Origin of the sequence: Aliiglaciecola sp. NS0011-25 (genome assembly GCF_040370605.1) — a bacterium.
Taxonomy (GTDB): domain Bacteria; phylum Pseudomonadota; class Gammaproteobacteria; order Enterobacterales; family Alteromonadaceae; genus Aliiglaciecola; species Aliiglaciecola lipolytica_A.
This window is the reverse complement of sequence record NZ_BAABWR010000011.1, coordinates 59,007-82,820: the sequence shown is the minus strand read 5'-3', so window position 1 is coordinate 82,820 and position 23,814 is coordinate 59,007. Positions and strand designations below refer to the sequence as shown.

Annotated in this window: 21 protein-coding genes; 11 read left to right on the top strand and 10 right to left on the bottom strand. The window is 40.9% G+C overall.

Going from position 1 to position 23,814, the window contains the following annotated elements; all coding sequences use genetic code 11:
- Positions 1-30 precede the first annotated feature (30 nt).
- Positions 31-1,446, top strand: coding sequence for a 3-isopropylmalate dehydratase large subunit (gene leuC, locus ABWV72_RS11225; RefSeq protein ID WP_353370592.1), 1,416 nt, complete (start codon positions 31-33; stop codon positions 1,444-1,446).
- Entirely contained in the window at positions 1,443-2,069 is a 627-nt protein-coding gene (gene leuD, locus ABWV72_RS11220) for a 3-isopropylmalate dehydratase small subunit (protein WP_353370590.1), read from the top strand. Before leuC ends, leuD begins: the two co-directional genes overlap by 4 nt.
- An 84-nt stretch (positions 2,070-2,153) precedes the next feature.
- Here leuD and ABWV72_RS11215 read toward each other — a convergent pair whose 3' ends face one another.
- The 3 genes from ABWV72_RS11215 to ABWV72_RS11205 all read right to left on the bottom strand — a co-directional run bounded on the left by ABWV72_RS11215 (position 2,154) and on the right by ABWV72_RS11205 (position 4,901).
- Positions 2,154-2,789 (bottom strand): isochorismatase family protein, encoded by a 636-nt coding sequence (locus tag ABWV72_RS11215; RefSeq protein WP_216049328.1) that lies wholly within the window; start codon positions 2,787-2,789, stop codon positions 2,154-2,156.
- 24 nt (positions 2,790-2,813) lie between these two features.
- Positions 2,814-3,674 carry an isocitrate lyase/PEP mutase family protein gene (locus ABWV72_RS11210; protein ID WP_216049327.1) on the bottom strand — a complete coding sequence of 287 codons (861 nt, stop codon included), beginning with the start codon at positions 3,672-3,674 and terminating at the stop codon, positions 2,814-2,816.
- 69 nt (positions 3,675-3,743) lie between these two features.
- Entirely contained in the window at positions 3,744-4,901 is a 1,158-nt protein-coding gene (locus tag ABWV72_RS11205; protein WP_216049326.1) for an iron-containing alcohol dehydrogenase, read from the bottom strand.
- A 729-nt stretch (positions 4,902-5,630) separates the two neighbouring features.
- Between ABWV72_RS11205 and ABWV72_RS11200 the strand changes: the two genes are divergently transcribed.
- The 6 genes from ABWV72_RS11200 to ABWV72_RS11175 all read left to right on the top strand — a co-directional run bounded on the left by ABWV72_RS11200 (position 5,631) and on the right by ABWV72_RS11175 (position 11,376).
- Complete coding sequence (locus ABWV72_RS11200) at positions 5,631-6,338, top strand: Crp/Fnr family transcriptional regulator (protein WP_353370587.1); 708 nt, start codon at positions 5,631-5,633, stop codon at positions 6,336-6,338.
- A 203-nt stretch (positions 6,339-6,541) separates the two neighbouring features.
- Complete coding sequence (locus ABWV72_RS11195) at positions 6,542-7,966, top strand: flavin monoamine oxidase family protein (RefSeq protein WP_353370585.1); 1,425 nt, start codon at positions 6,542-6,544, stop codon at positions 7,964-7,966.
- Positions 7,967-8,024: 58 nt separating this feature from the next.
- Positions 8,025-8,336 (top strand): c-type cytochrome, encoded by a 312-nt coding sequence (locus ABWV72_RS11190; protein WP_353370583.1) that lies wholly within the window; start codon positions 8,025-8,027, stop codon positions 8,334-8,336.
- 176 nt (positions 8,337-8,512) lie between these two features.
- Positions 8,513-9,733, top strand: coding sequence for a class I SAM-dependent methyltransferase (locus ABWV72_RS11185; protein WP_353370581.1), 1,221 nt, complete (start codon positions 8,513-8,515; stop codon positions 9,731-9,733).
- Positions 9,734-9,780: 47 nt separating this feature from the next.
- Positions 9,781-10,131: a hypothetical protein gene (locus ABWV72_RS11180; protein WP_216049321.1), complete on the top strand. Its 351-nt coding sequence runs from the start codon at positions 9,781-9,783 to the stop codon at positions 10,129-10,131.
- A gap of 207 nt (positions 10,132-10,338) precedes the next feature.
- Positions 10,339-11,376 (top strand): DUF1838 family protein, encoded by a 1,038-nt coding sequence (locus ABWV72_RS11175; protein ID WP_216049320.1) that lies wholly within the window; start codon positions 10,339-10,341, stop codon positions 11,374-11,376.
- Positions 11,377-11,491: 115 nt separating this feature from the next.
- Here ABWV72_RS11175 and ABWV72_RS11170 read toward each other — a convergent pair whose 3' ends face one another.
- Complete coding sequence (locus ABWV72_RS11170) at positions 11,492-12,295, bottom strand: GntR family transcriptional regulator (protein WP_252729301.1); 804 nt, start codon at positions 12,293-12,295, stop codon at positions 11,492-11,494.
- A 550-nt stretch (positions 12,296-12,845) separates the two neighbouring features.
- Here ABWV72_RS11170 and ABWV72_RS11165 point away from each other — a divergent pair.
- Together ABWV72_RS11165 and ABWV72_RS11160 are read left to right on the top strand one after the other, a co-directional pair.
- Positions 12,846-13,874 (top strand): NADP-dependent oxidoreductase, encoded by a 1,029-nt coding sequence (locus tag ABWV72_RS11165; RefSeq protein ID WP_353370578.1) that lies wholly within the window; start codon positions 12,846-12,848, stop codon positions 13,872-13,874.
- A gap of 114 nt (positions 13,875-13,988) precedes the next feature.
- The gene (locus tag ABWV72_RS11160) at positions 13,989-14,882 is read left to right on the top strand and encodes a DUF4437 domain-containing protein (protein WP_216049318.1); all 894 of its coding nucleotides are present in this window, start codon (positions 13,989-13,991) and stop codon (positions 14,880-14,882) included.
- Positions 14,883-15,060: 178 nt separating this feature from the next.
- On the opposite strand, the gene ABWV72_RS11155 is transcribed toward ABWV72_RS11160, so the two are convergent.
- Positions 15,061-15,870 carry an alpha/beta fold hydrolase gene (locus tag ABWV72_RS11155; RefSeq protein ID WP_216049317.1) on the bottom strand — a complete coding sequence of 270 codons (810 nt, stop codon included), beginning with the start codon at positions 15,868-15,870 and terminating at the stop codon, positions 15,061-15,063.
- Between the two features lie 12 nt (positions 15,871-15,882).
- Complete coding sequence (locus ABWV72_RS11150; RefSeq protein WP_353370575.1) at positions 15,883-16,878, bottom strand: NADP-dependent oxidoreductase; 996 nt, start codon at positions 16,876-16,878, stop codon at positions 15,883-15,885.
- A gap of 257 nt (positions 16,879-17,135) precedes the next feature.
- Between ABWV72_RS11150 and ABWV72_RS11145 the strand changes: the two genes are divergently transcribed.
- Positions 17,136-17,816 (top strand): hypothetical protein, encoded by a 681-nt coding sequence (locus ABWV72_RS11145; RefSeq protein ID WP_353370573.1) that lies wholly within the window; start codon positions 17,136-17,138, stop codon positions 17,814-17,816.
- Between the two features lie 146 nt (positions 17,817-17,962).
- Here ABWV72_RS11145 and ABWV72_RS11140 read toward each other — a convergent pair whose 3' ends face one another.
- From ABWV72_RS11140 to ABWV72_RS11125, 4 genes are all read right to left on the bottom strand, one after another.
- The gene (locus ABWV72_RS11140; RefSeq protein ID WP_353370571.1) at positions 17,963-18,730 is read right to left on the bottom strand and encodes a hypothetical protein; all 768 of its coding nucleotides are present in this window, start codon (positions 18,728-18,730) and stop codon (positions 17,963-17,965) included.
- Positions 18,731-18,809: 79 nt separating this feature from the next.
- Positions 18,810-21,278, bottom strand: coding sequence for a TonB-dependent receptor (locus ABWV72_RS11135; protein WP_353370569.1), 2,469 nt, complete (start codon positions 21,276-21,278; stop codon positions 18,810-18,812).
- 414 nt (positions 21,279-21,692) lie between these two features.
- Positions 21,693-22,913, bottom strand: a complete 1,221-nt coding sequence (locus tag ABWV72_RS11130) for an MFS transporter (RefSeq protein WP_342806217.1) — start codon at positions 22,911-22,913, stop codon at positions 21,693-21,695.
- 45 nt (positions 22,914-22,958) lie between these two features.
- Complete coding sequence (locus ABWV72_RS11125; protein ID WP_353370567.1) at positions 22,959-23,777, bottom strand: aldo/keto reductase; 819 nt, start codon at positions 23,775-23,777, stop codon at positions 22,959-22,961.
- Positions 23,778-23,814 lie beyond the last annotated feature (37 nt).

The following is a 23,814-nucleotide window of genomic DNA, read 5'->3' as shown; positions in this document are numbered from 1 at the left end:
CCCTCCTTATCCTTGAGACAAGAGATAATAATGTCCAAAACACTTTTTCAGAAGATATGGGATGCTCATCAGGTTAAACAATTACCTGATGGGACTTACTTAGTTTACATTGACCGAGTCTTTTTACACGAAAGAACAGGTTCTATTGCGTTGCAAAGTTTGGCCGAAACTGGACGAAAAGTTCGTCATCCAGACCAAGTTTTTTGCACCATGGATCATATTGTCGATACATTTCCAGGTCGTGGTGATGAAACTGTCATGCCTTCAGGGAAAGACTTTATTCAAGCTACACGTAAAGAAGCCAAAGCCGCGGGCATTACCTTATTTGACATAGGTGATGTACGACAAGGTATCGCCCATGTCATTAGTCCAGAACTGGGTATCGTACAACCAGGTTTAACCCTAGTTTGCCCGGATAGTCACACCTGTACTCAAGGTGCTTTAGGTGCGGCTGCTTGGGGGATTGGTTCTTCTGAAGCTGAACATGCAATGGCGACTCAAACTCTACGTATTAATAAACCCAAATTGATGCGGGTTTGGTTTGAAGGCGAACTGAATTCAAGTGTCACAGCCAAAGATATGATTCTTCACCTTATCAGTAAATTTGGTGCCCACGGTGGCGCTGGTCATGCAATAGAATTTGCTGGTCCTGCAGTAGAAGCCCTGTCGATAGAAGCGAGAATGACTCTATGTAATATGGCTGTAGAGTTTGCGGCATTTACAGGTTTAGTAGCACCGGATCAAAAAACCATCGACTATTTACAAGGTCGCCCTTATGCGCCTAAAGGCGAGCAATGGGACACTGCTGTAGAATATTGGCATAATCTGCGCACCGATGAGGATGCCTTGTTCGATACTGAAATTAAAATAGACGTTGCAGATATTGAACCTACCATCACTTGGGGTACAAGCCCACAACATGCTTGTGGTATCAGCCAAACCGTTCCTGAATTAAATACCTTAGCTTCTGAAGATGCACGCACAGCGGCAACACGTGCTCTAGCTTATCAAGACTTAAAGTCAGGCGATAAGTTGCTCGGCCTCAAGATAGATTGCGCATTTATCGGTTCATGTACCAATTCGCGAATTGAAGATCTTCGTAAAGCTGCGGCTATTTTAGCAGGTAAAAAAGTGGCTATTCATGTGAAAGCCATTTGTGTTCCTGGTTCGCAGCAAGTAAAAGCGGCTGCCGAGCGTGAAGGTTTACATCAGGTTTTCTTAGATGCAGGTTTTGAGTGGAGAGAAAGCGGATGTTCCATGTGCTTCTATGCTGGAGGGGAGCACTTTGGTAAACAACAACGGGTTTTATCTACGAGTAATCGTAATTTTGAATCTCGCCAAGGTCCGGAGACTCGTACCCATTTAGCCAGTCCAGAAACCGTGGCCGCCAGTGCTATTTACGGTTGTATTACCGATCCGCGTGCGGTTCCAAGGAGTGATCGATGAAAGCATTTACAACTCACTGTGGTATTGCCGCGCCATTATTAAGAATCAATATTGATACTGATGCCATTATTCCGAGTAGGGAAATGCGTCGAGTATCTAAAAAGGGCTTGGGTGAGGGGCTATTTGCTTCTTGGCGTTATGTGATGCCCGATTCTCGCGAACTCAACCCCGACTTCATCTTAAATAAACCAGAATACGCTAATACCACAGTGTTGCTAGCGGGTAACAATTTTGGCTGTGGTTCATCACGTGAACATGCGGTTTGGGCTTTGGCTGAATATGGTATACGGGCCATTATTGCTCCTAGCTTTGGCGCTATTTTTTACCAGAATTGTATGCGCAACGGCATACTTCCTGTTGTGCTTAGTAACGAAGCTGTCATGCAGTTATCTGATGAAACTCAACAAGATCCGCAACATTTAAAGCTCAAAATAGATTTGCAGGAGCAAAAAGTTGAAAGCCCCCATGGTCTAAAATTTGAATTTGATATAGAGACGGGTAGCAAAGAAATGCTGCTAAATGGTTTAGACAGTATTGGCGTAACTCTACAACATGAAAAAGAAATTAGTGCATTTGAGCAGCAAGTACGCAAACAACATAGTTGGTTGTATTTGCAAAATTAGATGGGGTTAAGAAGCCGGTAAGTCGCTTTAACTAAAAAAGTCAATCAACCTTAGTTGATTGACTTTTTTATTGCACTAGCGCTTTTATGCGGTCAAAGATTGCAGGTAAGTTATGATATCTGCCTCACTAACAACATCGCCATATTTTGCGTTCATGTCAAACAAGTTAGCCTTATGTGGATCTTCATGACGATCACCACAAGCTTCTTCTACTATTATCGGTATAAAGCCATGTGAACAAGCATCAACACAACTAGCACGTACGCAACCACTGGTTGTTAAGCCGGTTAATATCACGCTGTCTGCACCATAAGCCGCTAAGGTAGAACTTAAGGATGTACCAAAAAAAGCACTTGGGTATTGTTTGGATATAACCAACTCGTCTTCGGTAGGTTTCAATGTTCCTGCCCAAGCACCCATAGGCGAACCTTCTGTTAAATAGCGTAAAGGTTTAGCTTTCTTAAAAAAGGCTCCGCCGTTTACCCCAGATTTATGATAAACAACGTTTGTATAGATAACTAAAATGCCGGCTTTTCGAGCGGCTTCTAGAACCCGTTGCGCGGATGCTAACGCATCTTCAACATCGGCATACAGTTCGCAAGATTTATCATAATAGGCTTCTACAAAGTCAATCAGCAGTAACGCTGGTTTTTTACCATAGCCTACTTTGTTGCCGTATACATTTGCGTAATTTTGATCAATATCTTCACTAATAGTCATGTAATTACTCTTTCTCTACCTTGTTTATTTTGCCCATTTCTTTTCAAAAGCCCATACATCTTCGAATCCTATTAAAGAACAGAATTCGCTGAAGTCGTTGATTGGCACGCCTTCTGGTTCAGCGCTACCTTGTTCTTTCATTGCAATCAGCGATTTTTCTACTGCATTGGCTGCCGCTAAACTGGTTAATGAAGGGGCGATAGCAATGGCATATCCCACCTCTTTCATTTCTTCAACGGTCAAAATAGGCGTGAAGCCACCATTTGACATATTTGCAAACATTGGACCGCCAACTTCTTTACAAGCTCTACGCATTTCTTCTTTGGTTTCCAATGCTTCAACAAAAAGGACGTCTGCACCAGCCTCGTAATAGGCTTGAGCTCTGGCGATAGCAGCGTCTAGACCTTCGGCTTGACGGGCGTCTGTTCGAGCTATGATTAACATGTTTCTGTCAGTACGAGCGTCAACAGCAACCTTTATTTTTTCGACCATGTCAGCGCAAGGAACCACTTTGCGATTAGGCGTGTGACCGCATTTTTTTGGAAACTCTTGGTCTTCGATTTGGATGGCAGAAACGCCCGCTTCTTCGTAACCACGGACAGTGTGATGTACGTTTAATAATCCGCCAAAACCTGTGTCTGCATCGGCCATTACCGCTGCATTACTGGTTTTAACAAGAGTACGCATACGGTCAACCATCTGAGTGTAACTTACTATTCCAGCGTCGGCTATGCCATAAGCTGAAGCTGTTAACCAGTAGCCAGTGCCATAAACTACTTCAAATCCAACCTTGTTCGCAACTACCGCTGTGATCATGTCTTGAATTCCAGGGGCAAATATAAATTCACCTTTGTCTAATTTTTCTCTCAGTATTGGACTAGCCATTTTTTAACTTTTCTCCATTAATATTTAATAAAATCTCGAACTAAAACAACGTTGCTGTTTATTGCATTTTCAATAGGCCGATTCGTATATGTCGAGGGCATTTTCGCGAGTCACCTCGCGGGGATTATTAACTAGTAGTCTTTGCTGTTGCATCGCTTCGTCGGCCAACATTCCTAGGTCTTCACGGGGAACATTTAATGCCTGTAAACTTTTGGGCAAGCTAACGTCAGTAATTAAATTGTCGATGACATTAATGAATGCATCACAGCCTTTTTGACCGGTTTGATGATTTTGCCCCGAGGTGACACTAGGCAGCAGTTCAGCATACAAATCGGCCGCTACAGGTGCGTTAAAACGTAACACGTGGGGTAAAACCAATGAGTTACTCAGGCCATGGGGAATATGGTAATTACCGCCTAATGGGTAGGCTAGGGCATGGACCGCTGCCACTGGTGAGTTGGCAAAAGCTTGTCCTGCCATTAGTGCGCCTAGCAGCATGTTTGAACGAGCTTCTAGGTTACTGCCATTATTCACTGCTTCTAACAAGTTTTGCGACATTAGGCGCAACGCTTCTTTTGCTAACATGTCTGAATAAGGGTTTTTCTTAATTTTTCCGGTAAAAGCTTCTATTGCATGCACCATGGCATCGATACCAGTAGCAGCTGTAATTGCCGGTGGAAGCCCTACTGTTAAGGTGGCATCCAAAATCGCTATGTCAGGTAATAAAGAGGGCGAAACGACACCGGATTTTGTGGTTTCTCCGGTAGTTATAATTGAGATGGGAGTAACTTCCGATCCTGTCCCAGCAGTAGTAGGAAGTAAAATTAGCGGTAAACGTTTATCTCTAATTTTGTCCAACCCGTACATATCCTTCAAAGGCTGCTTCGAGTTTACCAACACAGCAAGTAGTTTAGCGACGTCTAAACTGCTACCTCCACCAAAGCCTATTACCCCGTCTACATGAAGTTGTTTTGCAAATTCTGCAGCAGACAATACCAATGATTCTGGTGGATCTGCCTGAATATCACTATAAATTACGGCGGTGATTCCGGCTTTGTTTAAAGGCGCGGTTATATGGGTAACTAGGCCCGCTTTTACCAATCCAGGATCGGTGACGATAAGAGGCTGTTTAATGCCAAGGGCGCGACAATGCTCAGCGATTTGCTCAATAGCTCCAATGTTACAAATAATCTTATTTGCGGTAATAAACTCGACGGTACTCGTCATGGGTGACTCCTTTATTACTGTAATGTTAATCCGCCGCCTGTTAACTCCATGGTTTTAAGCTGCGCTGTTTAACTTACTGTCTATATCTTGCGCCCTATCGCTTTGTGGGCTGTTGATGATTGGTAGTGATTAAAAAAATTATCTAACTAACACTGATCTGAGTGAGAAGACCAATTTGTCGGTAGTCGAGAATCAAACACATCTAAAGACGGAAACTAACCTGATTTTGCCAAACTACAACTTTGTTTACGCAACTGATGGAATGCTTCACTTACTACTTATATTTTCACAACGCTGGTGAACAGAACTCCCCCTTAACTATTTTGCATGCTTTAGTTAAATCAGCCATGACAAATGTCAAAGACAAGAAATCGGACAAACACAATGTGTTGGTTCGCTGATGAATTGACCAATTTTGCTGTGTAATTGCCCATATCCCTGCTGAGCTTAATCCGCTTGTTAATAATACGTACTCAGAATAAGTTACCAAAATAGGTAAATGCTATGCATCATTATGTACCAAATAAACTAAATTTAATACTAATGATATATCATTTGCTCATTATCTGAACTAAAACTGCCAAATAAGTCTTTGAAAAACATTGATAAATATCAAAAATCAGGATTTTGGTATGCTGTTTGCTTTAAAAGTTGCTGATCAAAAATGCAGCTAAGTACTTGCTAGTAATCAAAATTCATGTAATTATCTTGTTAAAAAGGAATAATGATATGTCAACAATATTTATACCTAAACATATACGTCCTACTTATACCGATACAGTGCTTAACGATTGCCTGTTATTTCATGGCATGACACCTAATGAATTGGACCGTTTGGATTCCTATGCTGAACAATCCAAGTGCGATGAAGGTGAGTATTTATTTCGCCAAGATACGCCTGCTGATTTTGTTTATAACGTGATCTCCGGAACTGTAGCGATTGAGCGAATCTTCAGTAATGGCAGACGACAAATCATTGGTTTTTTATTTCCCGGTGATTTCATTGGATTAACCCATTCGATAAATTATGATTGTGCGGTTCGCTGCTTAACCAAAGTTGAACTATACAAATTCAGTCGCAAAAAACTAAATAGCCTTAGTGAAGAAGGCGGTCACCTTAAGCAAAATATGGAACAGATTAAATCGGCCATATTTTCTAGAGTGATGGAACAACTTTATGTTTTAGGTCAGAAAAAAGCGCTAGAACGCTTATGTTTCTTGTTCATGCAATTATTAGAACGATTACCCGGTGCCCGTGTTGATCGCATTGAATTGTATATGTCCCGTCAAGATATGGCTGACTATTTGGGGTTAACCATAGAAACGGTGAGTCGTTGTTTGGCTAAGTTAAAATCCGACGGTTTGGTCGCTTTCCCCAAACTAAATCACCTACAAATTCTGAATTTACCTGCGTTAAGCGAATTGGCTGAATGCTAGTTCATTAAATGTGACTGTCATTTTGGGCAAGGACACGCCCTGCGCTCTTTTAAAATCATCAAAAACTCCTGTCTAATTCGATTTAATCTTTTTCTTTTTGTATTGATAAATATCAATGCTAGTCGCAAAACCCTGGGATAGGCTCAAGCTAACTATGTTGAAAAACCAATTAGCACGCTCCAATCATATATAGGATATTTGATATGAAGTTGAACCGAAGACGATTTCTCCAATCCACTGCCACATTGGCTGGAGCCGCGATGTTTCCGCCGCTTTCATGGGGAAATGGAAAAACCGATGTTCTAATCATTGGAGCAGGTTTATCAGGTTTGAATTCTGCCCATTTGTTAGAGCAAGCGGGACTATCCGTCACTGTTTTAGAAGGCCGGGATAGAATTGGTGGTCGCTTATTCACCTTAGATGATGTGCCGGACAAACCAGAGGCTGGTGGTCAAACAATTGGTTCTAATTATGGACGTACTTTATACACAGCTCTGCGTCTTGGCGTTCCATTAAATCAAGTCGACTTTATGTTAGGCAACGAGCCTATAAGACAAACTTTCTTTGTCAAAGGTCAAAGAGTCTTGCCAACTGATTGGCCAACCTCAAAATATAATCCTTTTCCCGAAAAGTACCGTTCATTACCGCCAGATAGAGCGTTGTTAACTGTATTGGGAAGACCGCCTTTAAGTTCTCCTGATGATTGGCTCAAAAAAGCTAATTTTGGATTGGATGTTCCGGTGGCTAACCTATTAGCTGAAAAAGGTTTTTCTCCTGAAGCCATTGATATTATCGGACGCACTAACAACTACGGCCGTACCTTAGAAGATACTTCATTACTATTTCAACATAGGACTAACAGATTACTGTATCAATCAATGCAAACTCCCGGTGGGGTGAGAATGGTTGCAAATGGCAATCAGCGTTTACCTGAAGCTATGGCGAAAGCAATTAAAGCTCCAGTTTTAAAGAATAAAGTGGTTACATCGATTGTTCAAAAAGGCAATAAAATGCATGTGACTTGTGCCGATGGCTCCCAACATCAAGCAAGTTATGTGATTAGCTCTTTACCGTTTTCTACATTGCGAGACGTATCTATTCCTGGTCTACCAGCCCTGCAAAATGAAGCAATTAATAAGCTTGTTTACAGTCAGGTGTATCAAGCCTATTTCGAAGTTGAAAAACCGTTCTGGGAAGGCTCAGGCATATTACCAAATGTATGGGCTGACACTGTCATTGAGCGTGTTATGGCAACCGACCCTAGTCAGGTGGGGCGTATCACCAACCTTACGGTTTGGATAAATGGTCAATCCGTTGAGGCCTTAGACAAAATGTCGATTTCCGAAGCCAGCGCATTAATCCAAAAAGAATTTTACAGAGCATTACCTGAGGCAAAAGGATCAGTGCGGTTCGTTAAAGTGAATTCTTGGCAGCAACAGCCTATGTCAAAAGGTTCTTTTGCCGTTTGGCATCCTGGTCAGGTTAGTCGTTATAGCGAATCTATGGCTAAACCGGCTGGCAACCTCCACTTTGCAGGCGAGCATACTGCTCAGTGGTCATCAGGTATGGAAGGTGCGCTTGAATCAAGTGAGCGCGTCACGCAGGAGATTTTATCTCGTTTGGTATAAACCAATTTCGATTTTTAGAAAATAATGAATACCGAATGAGTAAATGTTGGAGTTTGATATGCAGATAAAATTTAAAGTCATCCTAGTGTTATTGATTGCGTTAGTCCCCGCTTTAGACGTCTTAGCTGGTGATGTCGAAGCTGGAAAAAAACTCGCAATTAAAGATGGGTGTGTTGGTTGTCATGGCAGTGCTGGTATCAGTTATGGCCCTATTTGGCCGAATTTAGCAGGTCAGCACGGTCCATATATGGAAAATCAACTAAAACTTTTTCGTAGTGGTGAACGTAAAGATCCGATGATGAACTTGTTAGCAAAGCCGTTAAATGACAAAGAAATAACGGATCTAGCAGCGTACTTTGCATCACTTTAGTTTATTACTTGATTTTATCAGTTTGGTCATTTGATGCTTAACAGACTTTTATTTGTCTAACTCGATTGGAACAAGTGTGCGTCATCTTAAAGTTGGGTCAATTTACAATAAATTTCAATCACGGCATTTGCTTTGATACCAATATATTTAAACATTAGACATGTGGAAGAAAAATTATGTCATCGAATTTACTGAATACATTTCAACAGAATGAACATCCAATGCTGGTTGTTGGTGATGCCGACGATCGTGCTCGTCAAGAGTTTGTGAAAAGTTTAAAGGGGTATATCCAGCAAGACATATTACCTTTGGTACAAAATACCTATCAAACTCGCGCTACCGCAAAATTTAACAAAACCCATAAGCGTGATCCTCAAGATTTCAAAGAAGCAAGACAAGCTTTCGCCGATGACCCCATTTTTAAAACCTATTTAAGCATCAATCGCTCCAGTCAAGAATTACAGTGGTTTTCAGTAATTGATGGCATTGAACAGAGAATGGATGACTTAGAAGAGAAAGCGAAAAACTTACCCAAAGCGGGCGGTTCGTTAAAAATTGATGAAGGTTTCGTTGTTCCTAAATATATTTCTGAATTGGATATTCATTGTATGCCTGGGGGATATTGTGGACCTAAAGATGTCAGCAAGTTATATAGTGGCGCACTGTATGACAGAGGCGTTTATATTTACGCCCTAGGTTATATGGGCCCAAACAATGACGACATGGGAAGGTCGGTTTGTAACTATATAAAGCGTAATTATCCAGACTTTAACCCCACAAGTATTTTGGATATGGGCTGCACAATTGGTCACTCAACATTACCTTTTGCTGAATTATTTCCAGAGGCTGAAGTACACGCTATTGATGTATCTGAAGCCTGTGTCACCTACGGCCATTACCGTGCTGAAGGGTTAGGATTGCCGGTTCATTTTAAGCTAGCTAATGCTGAAAAAACCGATTATCCAGATGAGAGTTTTGACTTGATTGTCTCTCACATTTTACTGCATGAAACTTCCAAAAATGCCATGCCTAAGATATTCAAAGAATGTATGCGTTTGCTTAAGCCTGGTGGAATTATGATCCACGCTGATTTACCGCCATTTGATGATATGGACGTTTACACTCAACTTATCTTAGATAACGAAACTTGGTACAACAACGAGCCGTTTTGGACGGCTATGCGAAATACCGATCAAATTGCTACAGCAGTTGAAGCTGGATTTAAGCGAGAAGACATTAAGTTTGATACAGCACCAATGGCTATTATGGAATTAATGGCGCAAAGTGAGTCCTATTCTGAAGAAAAAGCGCAGGAGCTGGCGGATCGAGAGTTTACGGCTGGAGAGTATGCACCTGGTGGTGGTTGGGAAGTGTTGATAGCACAAAAAGCTGTCTAACGTTAACTCTACACACGACCCAATTATAAAGTCTAAAAGGTGAAAACATGAATCAAAATAAAATTATTAAAGGCAAACGCCCAAATTTTTACGCAGCTCCAGAATCTGACTATTTAATGCATATGGTGATGGTTCTTGCACAAGAACTTTCAGCTACAAGGGATCGTCTTGATACCTTGGAAAAGCTAGCCATAGAAAAGAACCAGATTAGTGCTGATGATGTTGAGAAATACACACCAGATCAAGCCACACTTGAACAGCGTGAAGCTAGGCGTCAGGTGTTCCTAGGTAATCTTTTCAGTGTTATGAATCAAGAATCTGCTGAACTAAAAGCCAGAGATAGTAAAAGTCGATTTGATCAAGTTATTGATGATATCGCTAGTGGCAAGATTGATTAACTCAAAATCATTTAGGTGAGTAAATATCCAATCTGTTCTGCCACAGAGGCGATTAAATTTTACGGCAAGGGCAGGTCAGTATTGTGTGAAGCAAGGCACTTAAGTAACAAATAACCAGATCAATGCTTGAAAGCGTGATCAGAACTTCACTCTAGATTATGAAGTTTGTTGGCAGAAGCGACTTAATTATTAAATGCGGAGATAAATATGCAAAGTGATAAGAAAGACAATGAAATCGAAGAGAGTAATTCTCGTCGAGAATTTTTAAGCAAAACAGCAAAGAATCTTATTGGCGCTGGTGTAGCAACTGCTGGTCTTGGTTTGGCCGTTGGCAGAGCTCAAGCCATTACTATAGATCCGAGTGTAAAAGCTAAATTGCCCAAAGATAGTGATACCCTTAAATATAGCGACAACTATTGGAACCGTGACGCCTTGGCGCGAATCATGGGTGATATGGACTTCGGTAAAGAGAAGTTTGGTTGGTATCGCGGTACGGTTATTGGTGTTAGAAAAGGTGAAAAAAATCGCGAACTATGTGGTTTTGAAGGTTTCTCTTTTGCAAGACTGAAAGACACTGGAACTGGCGTCTATGAAAAATTACTCCGTGAAGTTGGTTTTTATACCGACTTAAAAACCGGTGAAGTCTTAGAAGAGTGGGAAAATCCATATACTGATGAAACGGTTAAAGTGGTGCATATCGCCAATGACCCGTTCAACTTTAAAATTGGCCCCTTCTATCCAAAACCACCTTCATACGGCGGTTTGAATAAAAAAGTTGAGATGCCTGACATTCCAATGATTTTACCTTGGACTGAAGTCGGTGATGATAAAGTCATGCTGCAAAATAGTACGCATTTGTTTTATAAAAATGCACTACAACCAGACAAATGGCCACGTGAATCTTCAGGTGAAATGAATCGCGTTTCTGAGATGTTCACATATGTATTTGATAAAGAAGACTTAGCAGATCCTAAAGTAACCAGTTTACTGTTTTCTGGTAGTTGGAACCGAATTACCCCATGGTTACCGTGGATGTTGATGGGTCAGGCAGAAGGTCATGCTTATTATAATTGTATCATGGGCTGTTATGACAACATGGATATGGTTTCTCCAAAGGTCTTGGCCTATGCGAAAAAACACTATCCTAAGTACTTTTCAGCTCCAACCAAATGGGTAGAGCCTAGCTGGTCTAGTTTAGAGCATTACGCTAACGAACAAACCCCAGCACCTGTTAAAAAATCTTAAAGTAAAAAAGCGCCAAGTTAATTTCGATTAGCTTGGCGCTACTCTTCACAACTATATCGTGGTTAACGATACCTTGTTCAAATGGCTGTCAGCAACAACCATTCCTAATGTAGAACTATTGTGCATTTTCTTTATAGCCATCTAAATCCATCGTCATTTGATATTGGAAAATAGACGGGTTATATCGGCAATACAGAATGTCGACGAGTTTGTCATTGCTATCATAAGAACGACGCTCAAGTACTAACAATGGACTTCCTTCACGAATATTGAGCTCCCTAGCAACTTCGGGACTAGCCACCTCAGCACTAATTATCTGATCAATACGTGAAATATCGATACCGATTTGTCTGAGTAATTCGATCCGTGTGTGATTGTTTAATGCCTCTGCATTAAAGGTACTCGCTGGCGTCAAAGTCCAGCTTATGTAGTATGCATAAGGTACTTTTTCGTCTTCTGTTAACCTAACACGAAGCAAGCGACAGGCTGTTTCACCATCTTTTAAATCAAGCGCTTCACGAATATCAGCTGGTGGTACAGTTTGTGAAATTTCGATGGTTCGAGATAGCGTATGTCGACCCATGGTTTCGATATTTTCGAGCAACCCCACTAACGGAGATTTGGCTGGTTTAGGTTTATATTTATAGGTAACCGAAGTGCCACGTCCACGACGACGTTCCACTAATTTTTCTGCAGCTAACTCATCCATGGCCCGCTTTACAGTTATTCTAGACAATTTAAAAGCTTCACCCAGCTCTTGCTCTGTGGGTAATTGAGCCCCGTAACTGATGGTGCCATCGACGATTTGGTCTTTCAATAAACTGTACAACTTGTGATACAGGGGAGTAGGTCCATTCCATTCTAAGCCAATGTGTTGGCTATACTGTTTAAGTGTTTTAATAATAGTTAACTTAGACAAATTTCTTTCCTTAAGCTGTCGTGTATTTTAAACGGTGTTTAACTCACAAAAGAATTATACGTAAGTCATTATACCTTTTCATTTGGTCGTTGCATATTAAACAATCATCTGATCGTTAATCTCTTTAAAATTAATGCTTTAGCAAAAAATGCTTATATTCGTTTAGTATTTCTTTATTGTTTTTTATTACAATTTGTCGAAAAAATTAGATTTAATTCTTCGTTTATTGACAATTATCATTTTAATACCCATCGACTGAACGCTATTATCCAATCACTGTACGAATACGGGCTTTCACAGAAAACATTTTTACGATAGACCTGCGTTAAAGATTTACCCTAAATTATCGGTCAATACTCAAGAGTGACGATAATTCGACGTTTCGACACATTGAATTTGCGGGAGCATATTCAGTTAGCCTGCATTTTTGCAAACAGACCATATCAACAGTCAACAGATTAATCGAACGGTTATTTCATTGAAGCGAATTCGCTTTATCAAACTTTGAATACAAATAACGGTTCTTTGTAAAGCAATTGAGGACGAACCAATGACATTAAATAGGCAACTTTGTTTGAGTCGAAATATTCGTCAGGGTGAAGCAGTCACTTCTGAACTATTTGAGATGAAAGAAACACCGATTCCAGAGCCGGGTGAAGGTGAATTTTTGGTGAAAACCTCTGCATTGGGTTTTTCTCCGGCGCAACGAGCTTATCTAATGGGTGAAGAGAGTCGCTTTCACGAACCAATTGAGATTGGCGATGTCATGCGAGGACGTGGTGTCGGCGAAATATTAGTGTCTAAAAACAAAGACTATAAAGTCGGTGATGTTGTAGCTTGCTCTACAGGGTGGCAAGACTATTCGGTTCAAAGCGGCGATATCGGTGAATTGTTAGTTAAAACCTTACAAAAAGTCGATAACCCACAACAACCCCAGTATCTTCATTTAGGTATCTTAGGCTCATCCGCATTTTCTGCCTATTTTGGTTTGCTAGATATTGGTAAACCTCAAAAAGGGGAGACGGTTGTAGTTTCTTCTGCAGCTGGTGGTGTTGGTTCAATCGTTTGCCAAATTGCTAAAATTAAAGGCTGCAAAGTTGTCGGTATCGCTGGCGGCACAGATAAGTGCCAATGGCTAAAAGAGTTTGTTGGTGTTGACGAAACGATAGATTATAAAAATGACGATATTGACGCTAAATTTAAACAATATTGTCCAACAGGCATAGATGTTTATTTTGATAATGTCGGTGGCGATATTCTCGACCTTGCACTAAAAAATATTGCGCTAAAAGGTCGAGCCGTAATTTGTGGAATGATTTCTACCGAATACCAAGAGCCGCCATTGCCAGGTCCTCGTTATTATTACAACGTGATTTACAAAAGAGCGCGGATGGAAGGCTTTTTTGTATGGGACTACTTTAATCAATTCCCTGCGGCCGAAAAGGAACTCATTGACTGGTACAAATCTGGTCAACTCAAACCGACAGAAGATGTTTTTAAAGGGTTGGAATCTGCCCCTGATGCTCTGCAATCGATGTTTGATGGTAGAAGCTGTGGCATCAAAATCGTTGACTTCTAAATTTACGTTGTTTTGCTAATATTGTAATGAATTAGTGGAACAAAATTACTAAAGGACTGAAGTAATTGTAGCCCTTTAAAACTATAATTTTAACTATAACTAATTGGAGAAATCATGAGACCTCATGTAGAAATGATCGACGAAAAGGACTTGATTTGGCATCCTTCAGAATTAAAAGGTGCTACCGAAGGCGAAGCTAGACAACGCAACCTTTCTTATGACGAAGAAGATGGTTCAGTATCAGCCAAGATTTTGTTCGACACCTACTGGGCTCGTCCCGCTGGTGTTCATGTGGCACAAACCGAATGGTATGTCCTCGGTGGAGAAGTGAAAATTGGTGATGAAGTTCTTATCGAAGGTGGCTACTGGTGTACTCCTCCTGGTGTATTGTGTCCGGCAATTGAAGTTAAACCAGGTACAGAAATTTTGTACTTCCGCGAATTTGGTACTTGGGAATTTGAAGAAGCCAGTGCAGATAAAGAAGGCGTTCGCGAAGACCAAAAACTAGTTGTTAAGCACAGTAATTTGATGGATTGGGTTCCTGTTGAAATTGGTAGCCCTATGGATTTCTCTGCTGGTGGTACACCGGTACCAGGTTTGTTCATTAAATTATTGTTCCGTGATGAAAAAACCGACTTTTATACGCGTTTAATTAAAGCTAAGCCAGATTGGGTTGAGCATCCATTGGCTCATCACCCAGTATATGAAGAAGCCTATACTCTTCAGGGAACATTTGAATTCAACTTCGGTGAACAGTGGCCAGGTGTTTACTTCTTCCGTCCTCCGTTGATTCGTCATGGTGACTTTAAAGCGGGTCCTGAAGGCGCTACTTGGTTACTACGTTGTGATGGTCGTTTGGTTGATTGGTATACTGATAATGCGAAGATGGAAATGCACGGTGACCCTGTAAACTGGGGGCCAGATTATCCTGGAACGCAAGATCCTGCGCCATTGCAGCCAGTACGTTCTAAGTCTCTAGGTCCAATGAAAGACCCGTATTACTCTTAATTGGTAATCGCCTAACAAGCTGATATTAATTATTATCAGCGTTGGATAAAACCTCAGTTGTATTTTCATCAATACCTCTGAGGTTTTTTGTTTGTGACGCTGAATTAGTTATGCCCACAAAGGTGAGTCGGAATAGTCAGTAGGGCTATTTATAGCCCTGTCGATAGTTGAGGGATAATTAGTGGTTCAAAAAAGCCCGAAACTTTTTACCCATTTGTTGCGGATTTTCAAAAGTGCTAAGGGCTCCCGCATTACTAATGGTGGTTATTTCACACTGTTTAATGCGCTCTAAGGCTTTTTCAAGCTCTTGTTCAGAGTAAAATAAATCGTTTTCTGCCCCGAATACCAACGTAGGGCATTCAATGCGGCTCATCCAATCTTCTTTTTCCATCCACTCTAAGACACAATGATGTATATCGTAGGGGCGCAATCGTCCAGCCTGGCCTATTATAAAGGGCTTATAACGGGTTTCTAATGAACTTGTAGGTGCGAGCATTTGATAGCGTTTCCAAGCGTCGGCAATGAACTGTCCTTCTGAATCCATAGGAATTTCTCGGCTCAAAGGCTTCTTTTTCAATGCTTCGATAAACGCGTGAATTTGTTCCTTAGATGCCAACATTTCGCAGGAAATGATTAACTTAGACACCTTATTTGGATATCGAGTGGCAATTGAGGTGGCAAGGGCAGCACCTGAATGATTGCCAACTAACATTACCGACTCAAATCCGAGTTTTTCGATAAACTGTACGGTTACATCGGTAAAATCCTCTATTTGCATCGGATAATCTGGATCATAAGATTGACCGTGTCCAGGCATATCTGGTGCAATTATCATAAAGTCCTTGGCAAGTAGTGGGATGATGTCATCCCACTCAGCGCTGCTCATTGGCGATTGATGTAATAAGAAAACAGGCTGTCCTTGACCAGCCACAACAAAATGAATTTGGCCATTGGGTAAATCAATATAGTGTCTTTTCACTGCTGTCATGACCTACCCCTTCTATTCTGAAACTTTGACTATAACTTTACCGATATTTTTACCGTTCATTAGTCGACAGAAAGCATCGGGAGCATTTTCAATGCCAGTAGTAATCTCTTCAAACAACATTAATCGTTTATCGTCGATGTATGCTTGACACTCTTTGATGAACTCGGCTCGTTGTCCTTCAAAATCATAAACCACAAAGCCATATACAGTAGCCCGGCTTTTTATCCACATTGCTGGCATAGGGCCACCAGAACGCTCGGTTTTATTTACTTCGGACATGATGCCACACAGAATAACCCGAGCGCCTATGGCCAATTGAGTTGAAACGATATTTAGTGTTTCACCACCCACCAAATCTAAATAAATATCTACACCGTCAGGGCAGTACTCTTTCAATTTCTCTGCGACATTTTCATTTTTGCGGTCAATACAAGCATCGTAGCCCAGTTTTTCAACGGCCAAGCGGCATTTTTCTTCGCCGCCGGCGATGCCGATAACTTTGCATCCGTATATTTTGGCAAGCTGAGCGGCTGTAGAACCTACTCCACCAGTTGCTGCCGGAATAACTACTGTGTCACCTTGTTTGGGGGCACCTTTAAGAATCAAAGCAGCGTAAGCAGTTAAACCTGTAGAACCTAATGCAGATAAATAAGCAGAATAAGACGAGGCATCTGCAGGCAATTTAGTGAGCGCTTTAGCCGGTAAAACGGCATATTGCTGCCAGCCTCCAAAACCTCGTACGATATCACCCTTTTTAAACTCATCAGATTTGCTATCGATGACACGTGCTACTGTTTCACCGTTCATCATTGTTCCTGGCAATACCGAACCGGAAATATGTAATCCTGATATTTGACTGCGCATATAAGGGTCTAACGACAAATACATAATCTGGCACAGCACCTCATCGTTTTGCAAATTAGCTACTTCAGCTGTCGCTAATTTAAAATCAGATGGTTTTGGCACGCCTACAGGCGTTTCATTTAATTGAACGATTGTATTGATCATGTTTTCTCTTCTTATCAGCAAAAATGCAGTCAACTTTCGACTAACAATGGAATTTGATATTAGTTTAGTTTGTTTAGCTGCAAGGTACTTTGATAATTGTCATATAAGACATCTGTCATAGATAATCATTAATAGCCCTCGAATTTTAAAAAGTATTTAGAGCTGTTTTTGGGTTTTCTTTCGCAATTTTGATTTTTGTTAAGGACGGTACAAATTCTCACTGTATTGTAAACTCAGCTTAAAAGAGGAGTTAACAAATGGGTATCGTAGAACTTTCCGTTCTAAAATGGGCACATATTATTGCAATGGTTTACTGGTTAGGTGGTGAGTGGGGTGTATTTCAATCTTCGTTTAACATCGTCAATAGAAAGTTATCTATGGACGAAAGGAAACGACATTTAGAAACCGCATATCGCATAGATATACTCGCTAGAACAGGCATTTTATTATTGTTTCCCCTTGGTTTCCACATGGGAAATATCTGGGGAATACAGCCCTATGGTGGTTGGGTATTGGTAGCAGTTTGGTCTGTTTTTGCTCTTTGGTTGATGCTTTGTTGGTCGGCCTTTTTCTTCCGCGAAACTGATCGCGGTGTGAAGCTAACAAAAATAGATGAAAAGCTCCGTTATATATTGATTCCTGTTATCGCTATCTGTGCTATTTCTTCTTTACTCGGAAACGGCCCTTTTATTGCGGTAGAGGGAATGCGTTGGTTCTCAGTTAAGATTTTATTGTTTTCTGGTTTGTTGTGTATTGGCTTGTACCTAAGATTTGTTATGCGTCAATGGACAACTATTTTCAGACAACTAGCTGAAAAACAAGATGACGCTTTAGAAGCTGAACTTGAGAACTCGATTCGAATCTCTCGCTATTTAGCATATCTATATTGGATCATTATTGCTGGTGTAGGCTTCTTGGGAGCGACAAAACCTTTCTAAGGTATGTCACTTCAGATAGTCAGAAGGCTTTAACATAAAAAGTTAAAGCCTTTTTTAATGCCTGCTATTCATCCACTAAGGTGCGCCAATAGTAAGTGCTGGTTGATGCTTTATTGCCATTTACAAGCTAGGAGGTATACAGCTACTTACTGGGTTTCTAACCATGTTGCTTTATATTTTCCTTGCTCATCGGTTGTCACCACAACACCGGTGTTGTAGCGCTGGCGTAATAACTTTTGTTGTTTTTCTATCTCAGCGTGTTGAATTCGAACTGCCGAAAATACAGAAACGCCCCGCAATGGCCCGAGTTCATATATTTTATCTTCTGGATTAAGTCCTAAATTAACCACAATACGCGTATTGGGATTGGGTAAAGAGATTAGCATTTGGTAAGCGAGTTGCTTAGTTGATTTATTGGTTGAGGTAAAAAGAGCACTATTTTGCGTAACCGGTTGTATTTTGTCTTCTGTTCCAGCTCTATAGGCATTGAGAGGGGAGAAGACCACACTGCCAGGTGCTTGCAGATTATTGACAGAATGGGCTTTGCTAATTTGCACCAGTTGTACACCCATTGATTCGGGTATTTCGAGCCCAACGGCGCTACCTGGAAAATAACCAGGTGGGTAGAATTTCCTTTCCGTTATACTGGCCTCTGTTGCATTCACATCAATAGAGAAGATAGTGCCGTAGTGTTTTATCTTAGTATTAAATTTACCATCCATGTAGGTATTTTCACTAAGCCAATGGCCCTGTTGAACAGTCCAAAATGGCACAGATTTTAAATCTTCTGCATAGCTAGTGATTGCCGTACCAAGCAACATAGTGCCAGCCAATATTTTACAAACTAGCATGGGGGCTAAAGATTTAGTCGTTTTATGCAATAAGCGCATAGTTCGGGTCAGAGTTAGTAACATAATTAAGCCAATGAGTGTGTTAAGTGATGTAATAAAAAAAGGCGCCTAGATTAGGCGCCCTCGAATAACCAATTACAAATTAAAATGCGTAAGCGATTTTTACACCCACTTCTCTTGGCATAATGGGGTCAACTACAGCACCTTGTGTAGCGAAGAAGTTTGGTATAGCACTGAAGTCTGTGTTGCGACGTCCAGTAGCCCATCCATCTTCATCTGTGCAGTTTTTACAGTACAGTTCTACATCGATACCACCTTCATGTTGGAATCCCAAAGAGAGACTCAACAATGAATATGAATCAATTGTGGTCAAGTTGAGCTCGTCAGTATAGGTTTTACCTCTGTAGGTTAAATCGGCACGCACAGAGTAGTCCCATTCACTGTTTAAGGTATCTTTCCAGCTAGCACCGATCGCTCCACTGTGTTTTGGTGAACGAGGTAAAGTATTACCGTCAGCTTTTAAGAATGTGCCATATGGCAGTCCAAGTACCGAGCGGAAAGAGTTACTGTCGTATCTATCATACTCAGATTCAGTATAGCCGTAGGCAAATTGCATATTAAGGTTTTTAGTGATCTGCCAGCGTCCTTCAGCCTCGATACCTTGCTGTGTACTAGAGCCCTCTAAAACAGGGTTTAAGAAGTAAGCTGTGCCTGTTTCAGCACCAAAGAAAGAATAGAGACCTGAAGATTTCATGCCTTCCCATTCTTGATAAAAAGCCACCAATGAGTACCACACACTGCCATTTAGTACAGACTGTTTTAAACCTAATTCATAACTAGTTAAACTTTCTTCTCCCGTGGTCTTTTGCACATTCGGGTTTTCTGCCAAGAATGCTGCTGCATCACCTTGGTCAATTGAATCAAGCTGTGAGTTATATGATCCTGGCAACAATGCCTCGGCATAGGTTAGGAATATATTGGTGTCTTCATCTGGTTTGTATTGAAGGCTCACTCGAGGCAAGAATGCATCGTAGTCTTGCTCTACTGGATCAGTAAGTGTTGCTTCGGTAAAGCCGCCACGAGTAATTGTCGTATCTTCTTGGTAACGACCTTCAAATACGGCAGTAAATTCATCACTGAAGTCATATTCAATGGCACCAAAAACACCTGTTGAAGCGACGTTATTAGCATCTATTGAACTTGATCCATAACCCAGTAATAAACCACCGAAGTAACCATTAAATACATTCCAACCACCATCAACGTCACCCATTTGATCAATTTCTGATTTACTCACACCTACCATCCAACGCAACTTGCCTGCATTATCAAAAGTGAAACGAGCTTCTGTTGACCAAGACTCTAATTCCAACCAAGTTGCAGTTAACCAAGCTTGGCTGTCTGTTTGGTCGCTATCGCGTATTTGCGTGGTATCTCTTTTATTGTAGCCGGCTAAAAATGAGAATGTGTAGTCATCAGATATGAGGTATTCAGCATCTATTGAAAACGATACTAATTCACCCGCCAGACCTATTTTATTTAGGCTTGGTGTATCACCTGATGCAGGACGTTGGTTTAATAAATCTAAAGTGTTGTATGTACCGTCCGCTATGGTTTCTCCATATAACGGCTGGCCAGCTACAACCAAATCGTAAAAGGTCGCATTGTTGCTTACATCTATGGTTGGTAATGAGCCAATTAACCAAGGCTGAGTAAATGCCGTATCTAGGCTGCCATTATTCGTTGGAATAGTAAGTGCATCGCCTGCTGAAACATTGTTATAAATAGAGAAAGGAACAAAGGTAGATGCGGTTGCACCGTCATCATCTTCGGAATAGGCAAAGCGAGTTTTTATGCTTAAGTCATCAGTTGGTGTAAATGACACTATTAACGAAACACCTGTGGTTTTTTCTTCACCTAAATCACCGCCATCATTGGCTGTAAAAGGAGCCCCTTGTTTACGAGTAAAGGCAGTTAATCGTGCATTTATGTTTTCAACAATTTCGCCTTCTACATAACCTTCTAGTTCTTGGCTACCAAATGTAGGGCTATAATTTGCAGAAACGCCAGCACTGAAATCACTTGAAGGTGTTACCGTCGTATAGTTAATCGCACCACCAAATGTGCCGCGACCAAAGTATACCGGTTGAGGCCCACGTATTACTTCAACTTGAGATATATCACTAAAAGAAACAGAGCTAGAGCCGCCTAGCATGGAAATACCATCTACTAAGAAACCACCTGTTTGACTGGTTGGCGTTGTTATGGCGATATCCATTCCCCTGAAACGAATACCTGGGTTGAATCGGCCTGGTTGGGAGTTACCCACGTTTTGGAAATCCAAATTAGGGGCAAAATTAGCTAAGGTCTCTAAGTCTGCAATTCCTTTCTCTTTTAAATCTGCACTAGTAAATGCTTGGATTGAAAGAGGTACTTCTATTATGGATTCATCTGTTTTACGCGCACTAACCGTAATTCTTTCCAGTGAATTACTGTTAACCTCAGTTTCTGCGCCAGCATCTTGAGCGTGTACCAGCGTTGTAGCAATTGGAGATAACGCGAATGCGGTTCCCGCAATATACACGTATTTGCGTAATTTAGAGTTGATCATAACCATTCCTTTTTTAGTGTTTATCTAGGCAGCGATTAACTTTTACGAAAAATGAAACGTTTTTTTGTGATTTTTGTGTTTTTTAAATAACCTGTAACATTTAAAAGTTAACCTACACTCGCAACCTTTGTGCTTATGTGCTACCAGCATAAGCAGCTTGAATTTTCGCCGCCTTAACAAATGTCAAAAACCAAGTGATTTTTGTGTTTTAATTTATCTAAACCTGTTGGACTGCGGTAAATACTTAATATTATTAGCATTTTCCAAGATGTTTGCAGGAAGGTGCTAGTCTAAAAGTAGCAAAATTGTATTAAGGGAAACCAAATGGGATGAAAAAGATGTAATCAATCAGAGAGGGGGGAGGGCGCCAAGACCCTAACAAAATACGTTAAGGCCTTAGCTCAATATCGTTGGCTAAGCAGCCGTTTTACTTAATTTAGTATAGGCAGTTTCTTTTACTTGGGTAATACACGGAATGGCTATCAAAATAAGTCCAAAGAATACCCAAAAAGCTAAATCGTAGCTTGAGTTCATTCCATAAAATACACCGGTAAGCCAAATACCTAATCCGCCGCCTAAGCAATCTAATACGGTAATTGTTCCAAGTATTTTGCCTGCTGACTTTAATCCAAAACAATTAACTGCAGACAATTGAATGGTCGTGTACACGCCGCCCCAGCCTAGGCCGAACAATACGATTGCTTCCCACAAAACAGCTTTATTCATCAATGCTAATAATAACGACCCGGTCAACATTATCGCTATATTACCAATGAAAACCTTTTTGAAATGTATGTGGTCAGCGACAAAGCCAAAAACAAATTTACCAATCAACGCGCACATAAAAAATAAACTAATTGCGTTTGCGGCAGTGCTAGTTTCAAACCCCAAATCACGCATATATAGGAATAGATGAGCTTGAACACCTAAGACCGTATAAAAGGTGGTCATGGCAACTAAAGTAAGTGCCCAAAAAGTGCGGGTGCGAAGTGCGTCTAAATAGCTCATACCTGTTAATGGTTGAGGTTTGCTTTGCTCCGCTGTTTGGTTGGCTTTCTGCTTCATCTGTGAAGGGCGATCTTTTACTAAAACCGCGACTACAATCAACATAGTTAAAGGAAATGCGACGGCCCATTGCATGGTTTCTCGCCATCCGAACAATTCGTTCATATATAAACCGTATTGAGGGAATAAAACACCTCCTAAACTAGTGCCAACTAAGGTAATACCAATGGCCGCGCCACGTTTTGAGGTAAACCAATTGGAAACTAAAATAACCGCAGGATTAAGACCACATAGAATCAATACTAAGCCAAGTAATGCGTGGACGACATACAATCCTTGCAATGAATCTATTTGGCTATATGAAAAATAAGCTGTGGCTAATAATACCCAACCCATAAGTAACGCACGTTTAGCACCTATCTTGTCGATTATCATGCCACCGAAGGGAGCTAATAAAGCACTAGTGGCAAAGGTCACCATATCTCTGAACTTTAGTTCTCCTCGGCTCCATCCGAATTCTTTTATTAGGGATTCATCAAAAACAGATAAACCGGAAATGCCCATACCGTTACTAACAAGTAACGCGATACATGCAATAGAGGCGATTAGCCATGGATAATGTTTATTCATATTATTTCCAATGTTAGTCATTGTGTTTTAGGTATTAGGTTCTGCTTAAACGAAGTCGAGTGGATCTGGTCCGAGTCGCTGGTTTTTATCTAACGCATCTATTGTTTTGAGTTCAACCGGAGTCAAAACGAAATCGAAAACATCAATATTTTCAGCAATACGAGATGGAGTAACAGACTTAGGTATGACTAAGGTGTTTTTCTGTATGTGCCAACGCAATACTACCTGTGCTGGAGACTTTTGATGTGCTGCTGCGATGGCCATCACTTCTGGACGCTCAAAAATACCTTCACCACCTTGTGCTAAAGGACTCCATGCTTGGACCAATATATCCCGTTCAGTGCACCATTTAGATATGGATTGTTGGCTAAATAGGGGATGTTTTTCGATTTGGTTTATTACTGGCGTGACGCCGGTTTGCTGGATGAGAGTGTCGATATGTTCAGGTAAAAAGTTGCTTACCCCAATGGATTTTACCAAACCGCTGTGTTGCGCTTTAATTAACTCTTTCCAAGCATTGGTATATTGACCTAAAGAAGGTGCGGGCCAATGGATCAGATAACAATCTAAATAATCTAGTTCTAGAAGCGTTAAACTTTTCTCAAGGGCTTTTTGGACATTACCCTGATCTTTGTTCCATAACTTGCTGGTAACAAAAATGTCTTCTCTGGCTAAATTACTCGACTTGATGGCAGTGCCAACACCACTTTCATTTTCATAAACAGAAGCTGTGTCAATTAAGCGATAACCCGCATCGAAAGCAGCGTGAATGGCGCTTACAACCTGTTCGTTACTGGCCTGCCATACACCCAAACCCAATTGGGGGATTGCATTTCCATCTAACATTTTAACGCTATTTGTCATTGTATTCTGTTCCTTTCGCGGATGCTTGCGCACTGCA

Bases quoted from the DNA above. Each gene is read 5' to 3' on its own strand.
- leuC (WP_353370592.1), top strand. From the start codon at position 31: ATGTCCAAAACACTTTTTCAGAAGATATGGGATGCTCATCAGGTTAAA.
- leuD (WP_353370590.1), top strand. From the start codon at position 1,443: ATGAAAGCATTTACAACTCACTGTGGTATTGCCGCGCCATTATTAAGA.
- ABWV72_RS11160 (WP_216049318.1), top strand. From the start codon at position 13,989: ATGAGACCTCATGTAGAAATGATCGACGAAAAGGACTTGATTTGGCAT.
- ABWV72_RS11180 (WP_216049321.1), top strand. From the start codon at position 9,781: ATGAATCAAAATAAAATTATTAAAGGCAAACGCCCAAATTTTTACGCA.
- ABWV72_RS11130 (WP_342806217.1), bottom strand. From the start codon at position 22,913: ATGAATAAACATTATCCATGGCTAATCGCCTCTATTGCATGTATCGCG.
- ABWV72_RS11145 (WP_353370573.1), top strand. From the start codon at position 17,136: ATGGGTATCGTAGAACTTTCCGTTCTAAAATGGGCACATATTATTGCA.
- ABWV72_RS11185 (WP_353370581.1), top strand. From the start codon at position 8,513: ATGTCATCGAATTTACTGAATACATTTCAACAGAATGAACATCCAATG.
- ABWV72_RS11210 (WP_216049327.1), bottom strand. From the start codon at position 3,674: ATGGCTAGTCCAATACTGAGAGAAAAATTAGACAAAGGTGAATTTATA.
- ABWV72_RS11215 (WP_216049328.1), bottom strand. From the start codon at position 2,789: ATGACTATTAGTGAAGATATTGATCAAAATTACGCAAATGTATACGGC.
- ABWV72_RS11135 (WP_353370569.1), bottom strand. From the start codon at position 21,278: ATGATCAACTCTAAATTACGCAAATACGTGTATATTGCGGGAACCGCA.
- ABWV72_RS11155 (WP_216049317.1), bottom strand. From the start codon at position 15,870: ATGACAGCAGTGAAAAGACACTATATTGATTTACCCAATGGCCAAATT.
- ABWV72_RS11175 (WP_216049320.1), top strand. From the start codon at position 10,339: ATGCAAAGTGATAAGAAAGACAATGAAATCGAAGAGAGTAATTCTCGT.
- ABWV72_RS11150 (WP_353370575.1), bottom strand. From the start codon at position 16,878: ATGATCAATACAATCGTTCAATTAAATGAAACGCCTGTAGGCGTGCCA.
- ABWV72_RS11200 (WP_353370587.1), top strand. From the start codon at position 5,631: ATGTCAACAATATTTATACCTAAACATATACGTCCTACTTATACCGAT.
- ABWV72_RS11190 (WP_353370583.1), top strand. From the start codon at position 8,025: ATGCAGATAAAATTTAAAGTCATCCTAGTGTTATTGATTGCGTTAGTC.
- ABWV72_RS11195 (WP_353370585.1), top strand. From the start codon at position 6,542: ATGAAGTTGAACCGAAGACGATTTCTCCAATCCACTGCCACATTGGCT.
- ABWV72_RS11125 (WP_353370567.1), bottom strand. From the start codon at position 23,777: ATGACAAATAGCGTTAAAATGTTAGATGGAAATGCAATCCCCCAATTG.
- ABWV72_RS11140 (WP_353370571.1), bottom strand. From the start codon at position 18,730: ATGTTACTAACTCTGACCCGAACTATGCGCTTATTGCATAAAACGACT.
- ABWV72_RS11205 (WP_216049326.1), bottom strand. From the start codon at position 4,901: ATGACGAGTACCGTCGAGTTTATTACCGCAAATAAGATTATTTGTAAC.
- ABWV72_RS11165 (WP_353370578.1), top strand. From the start codon at position 12,846: ATGACATTAAATAGGCAACTTTGTTTGAGTCGAAATATTCGTCAGGGT.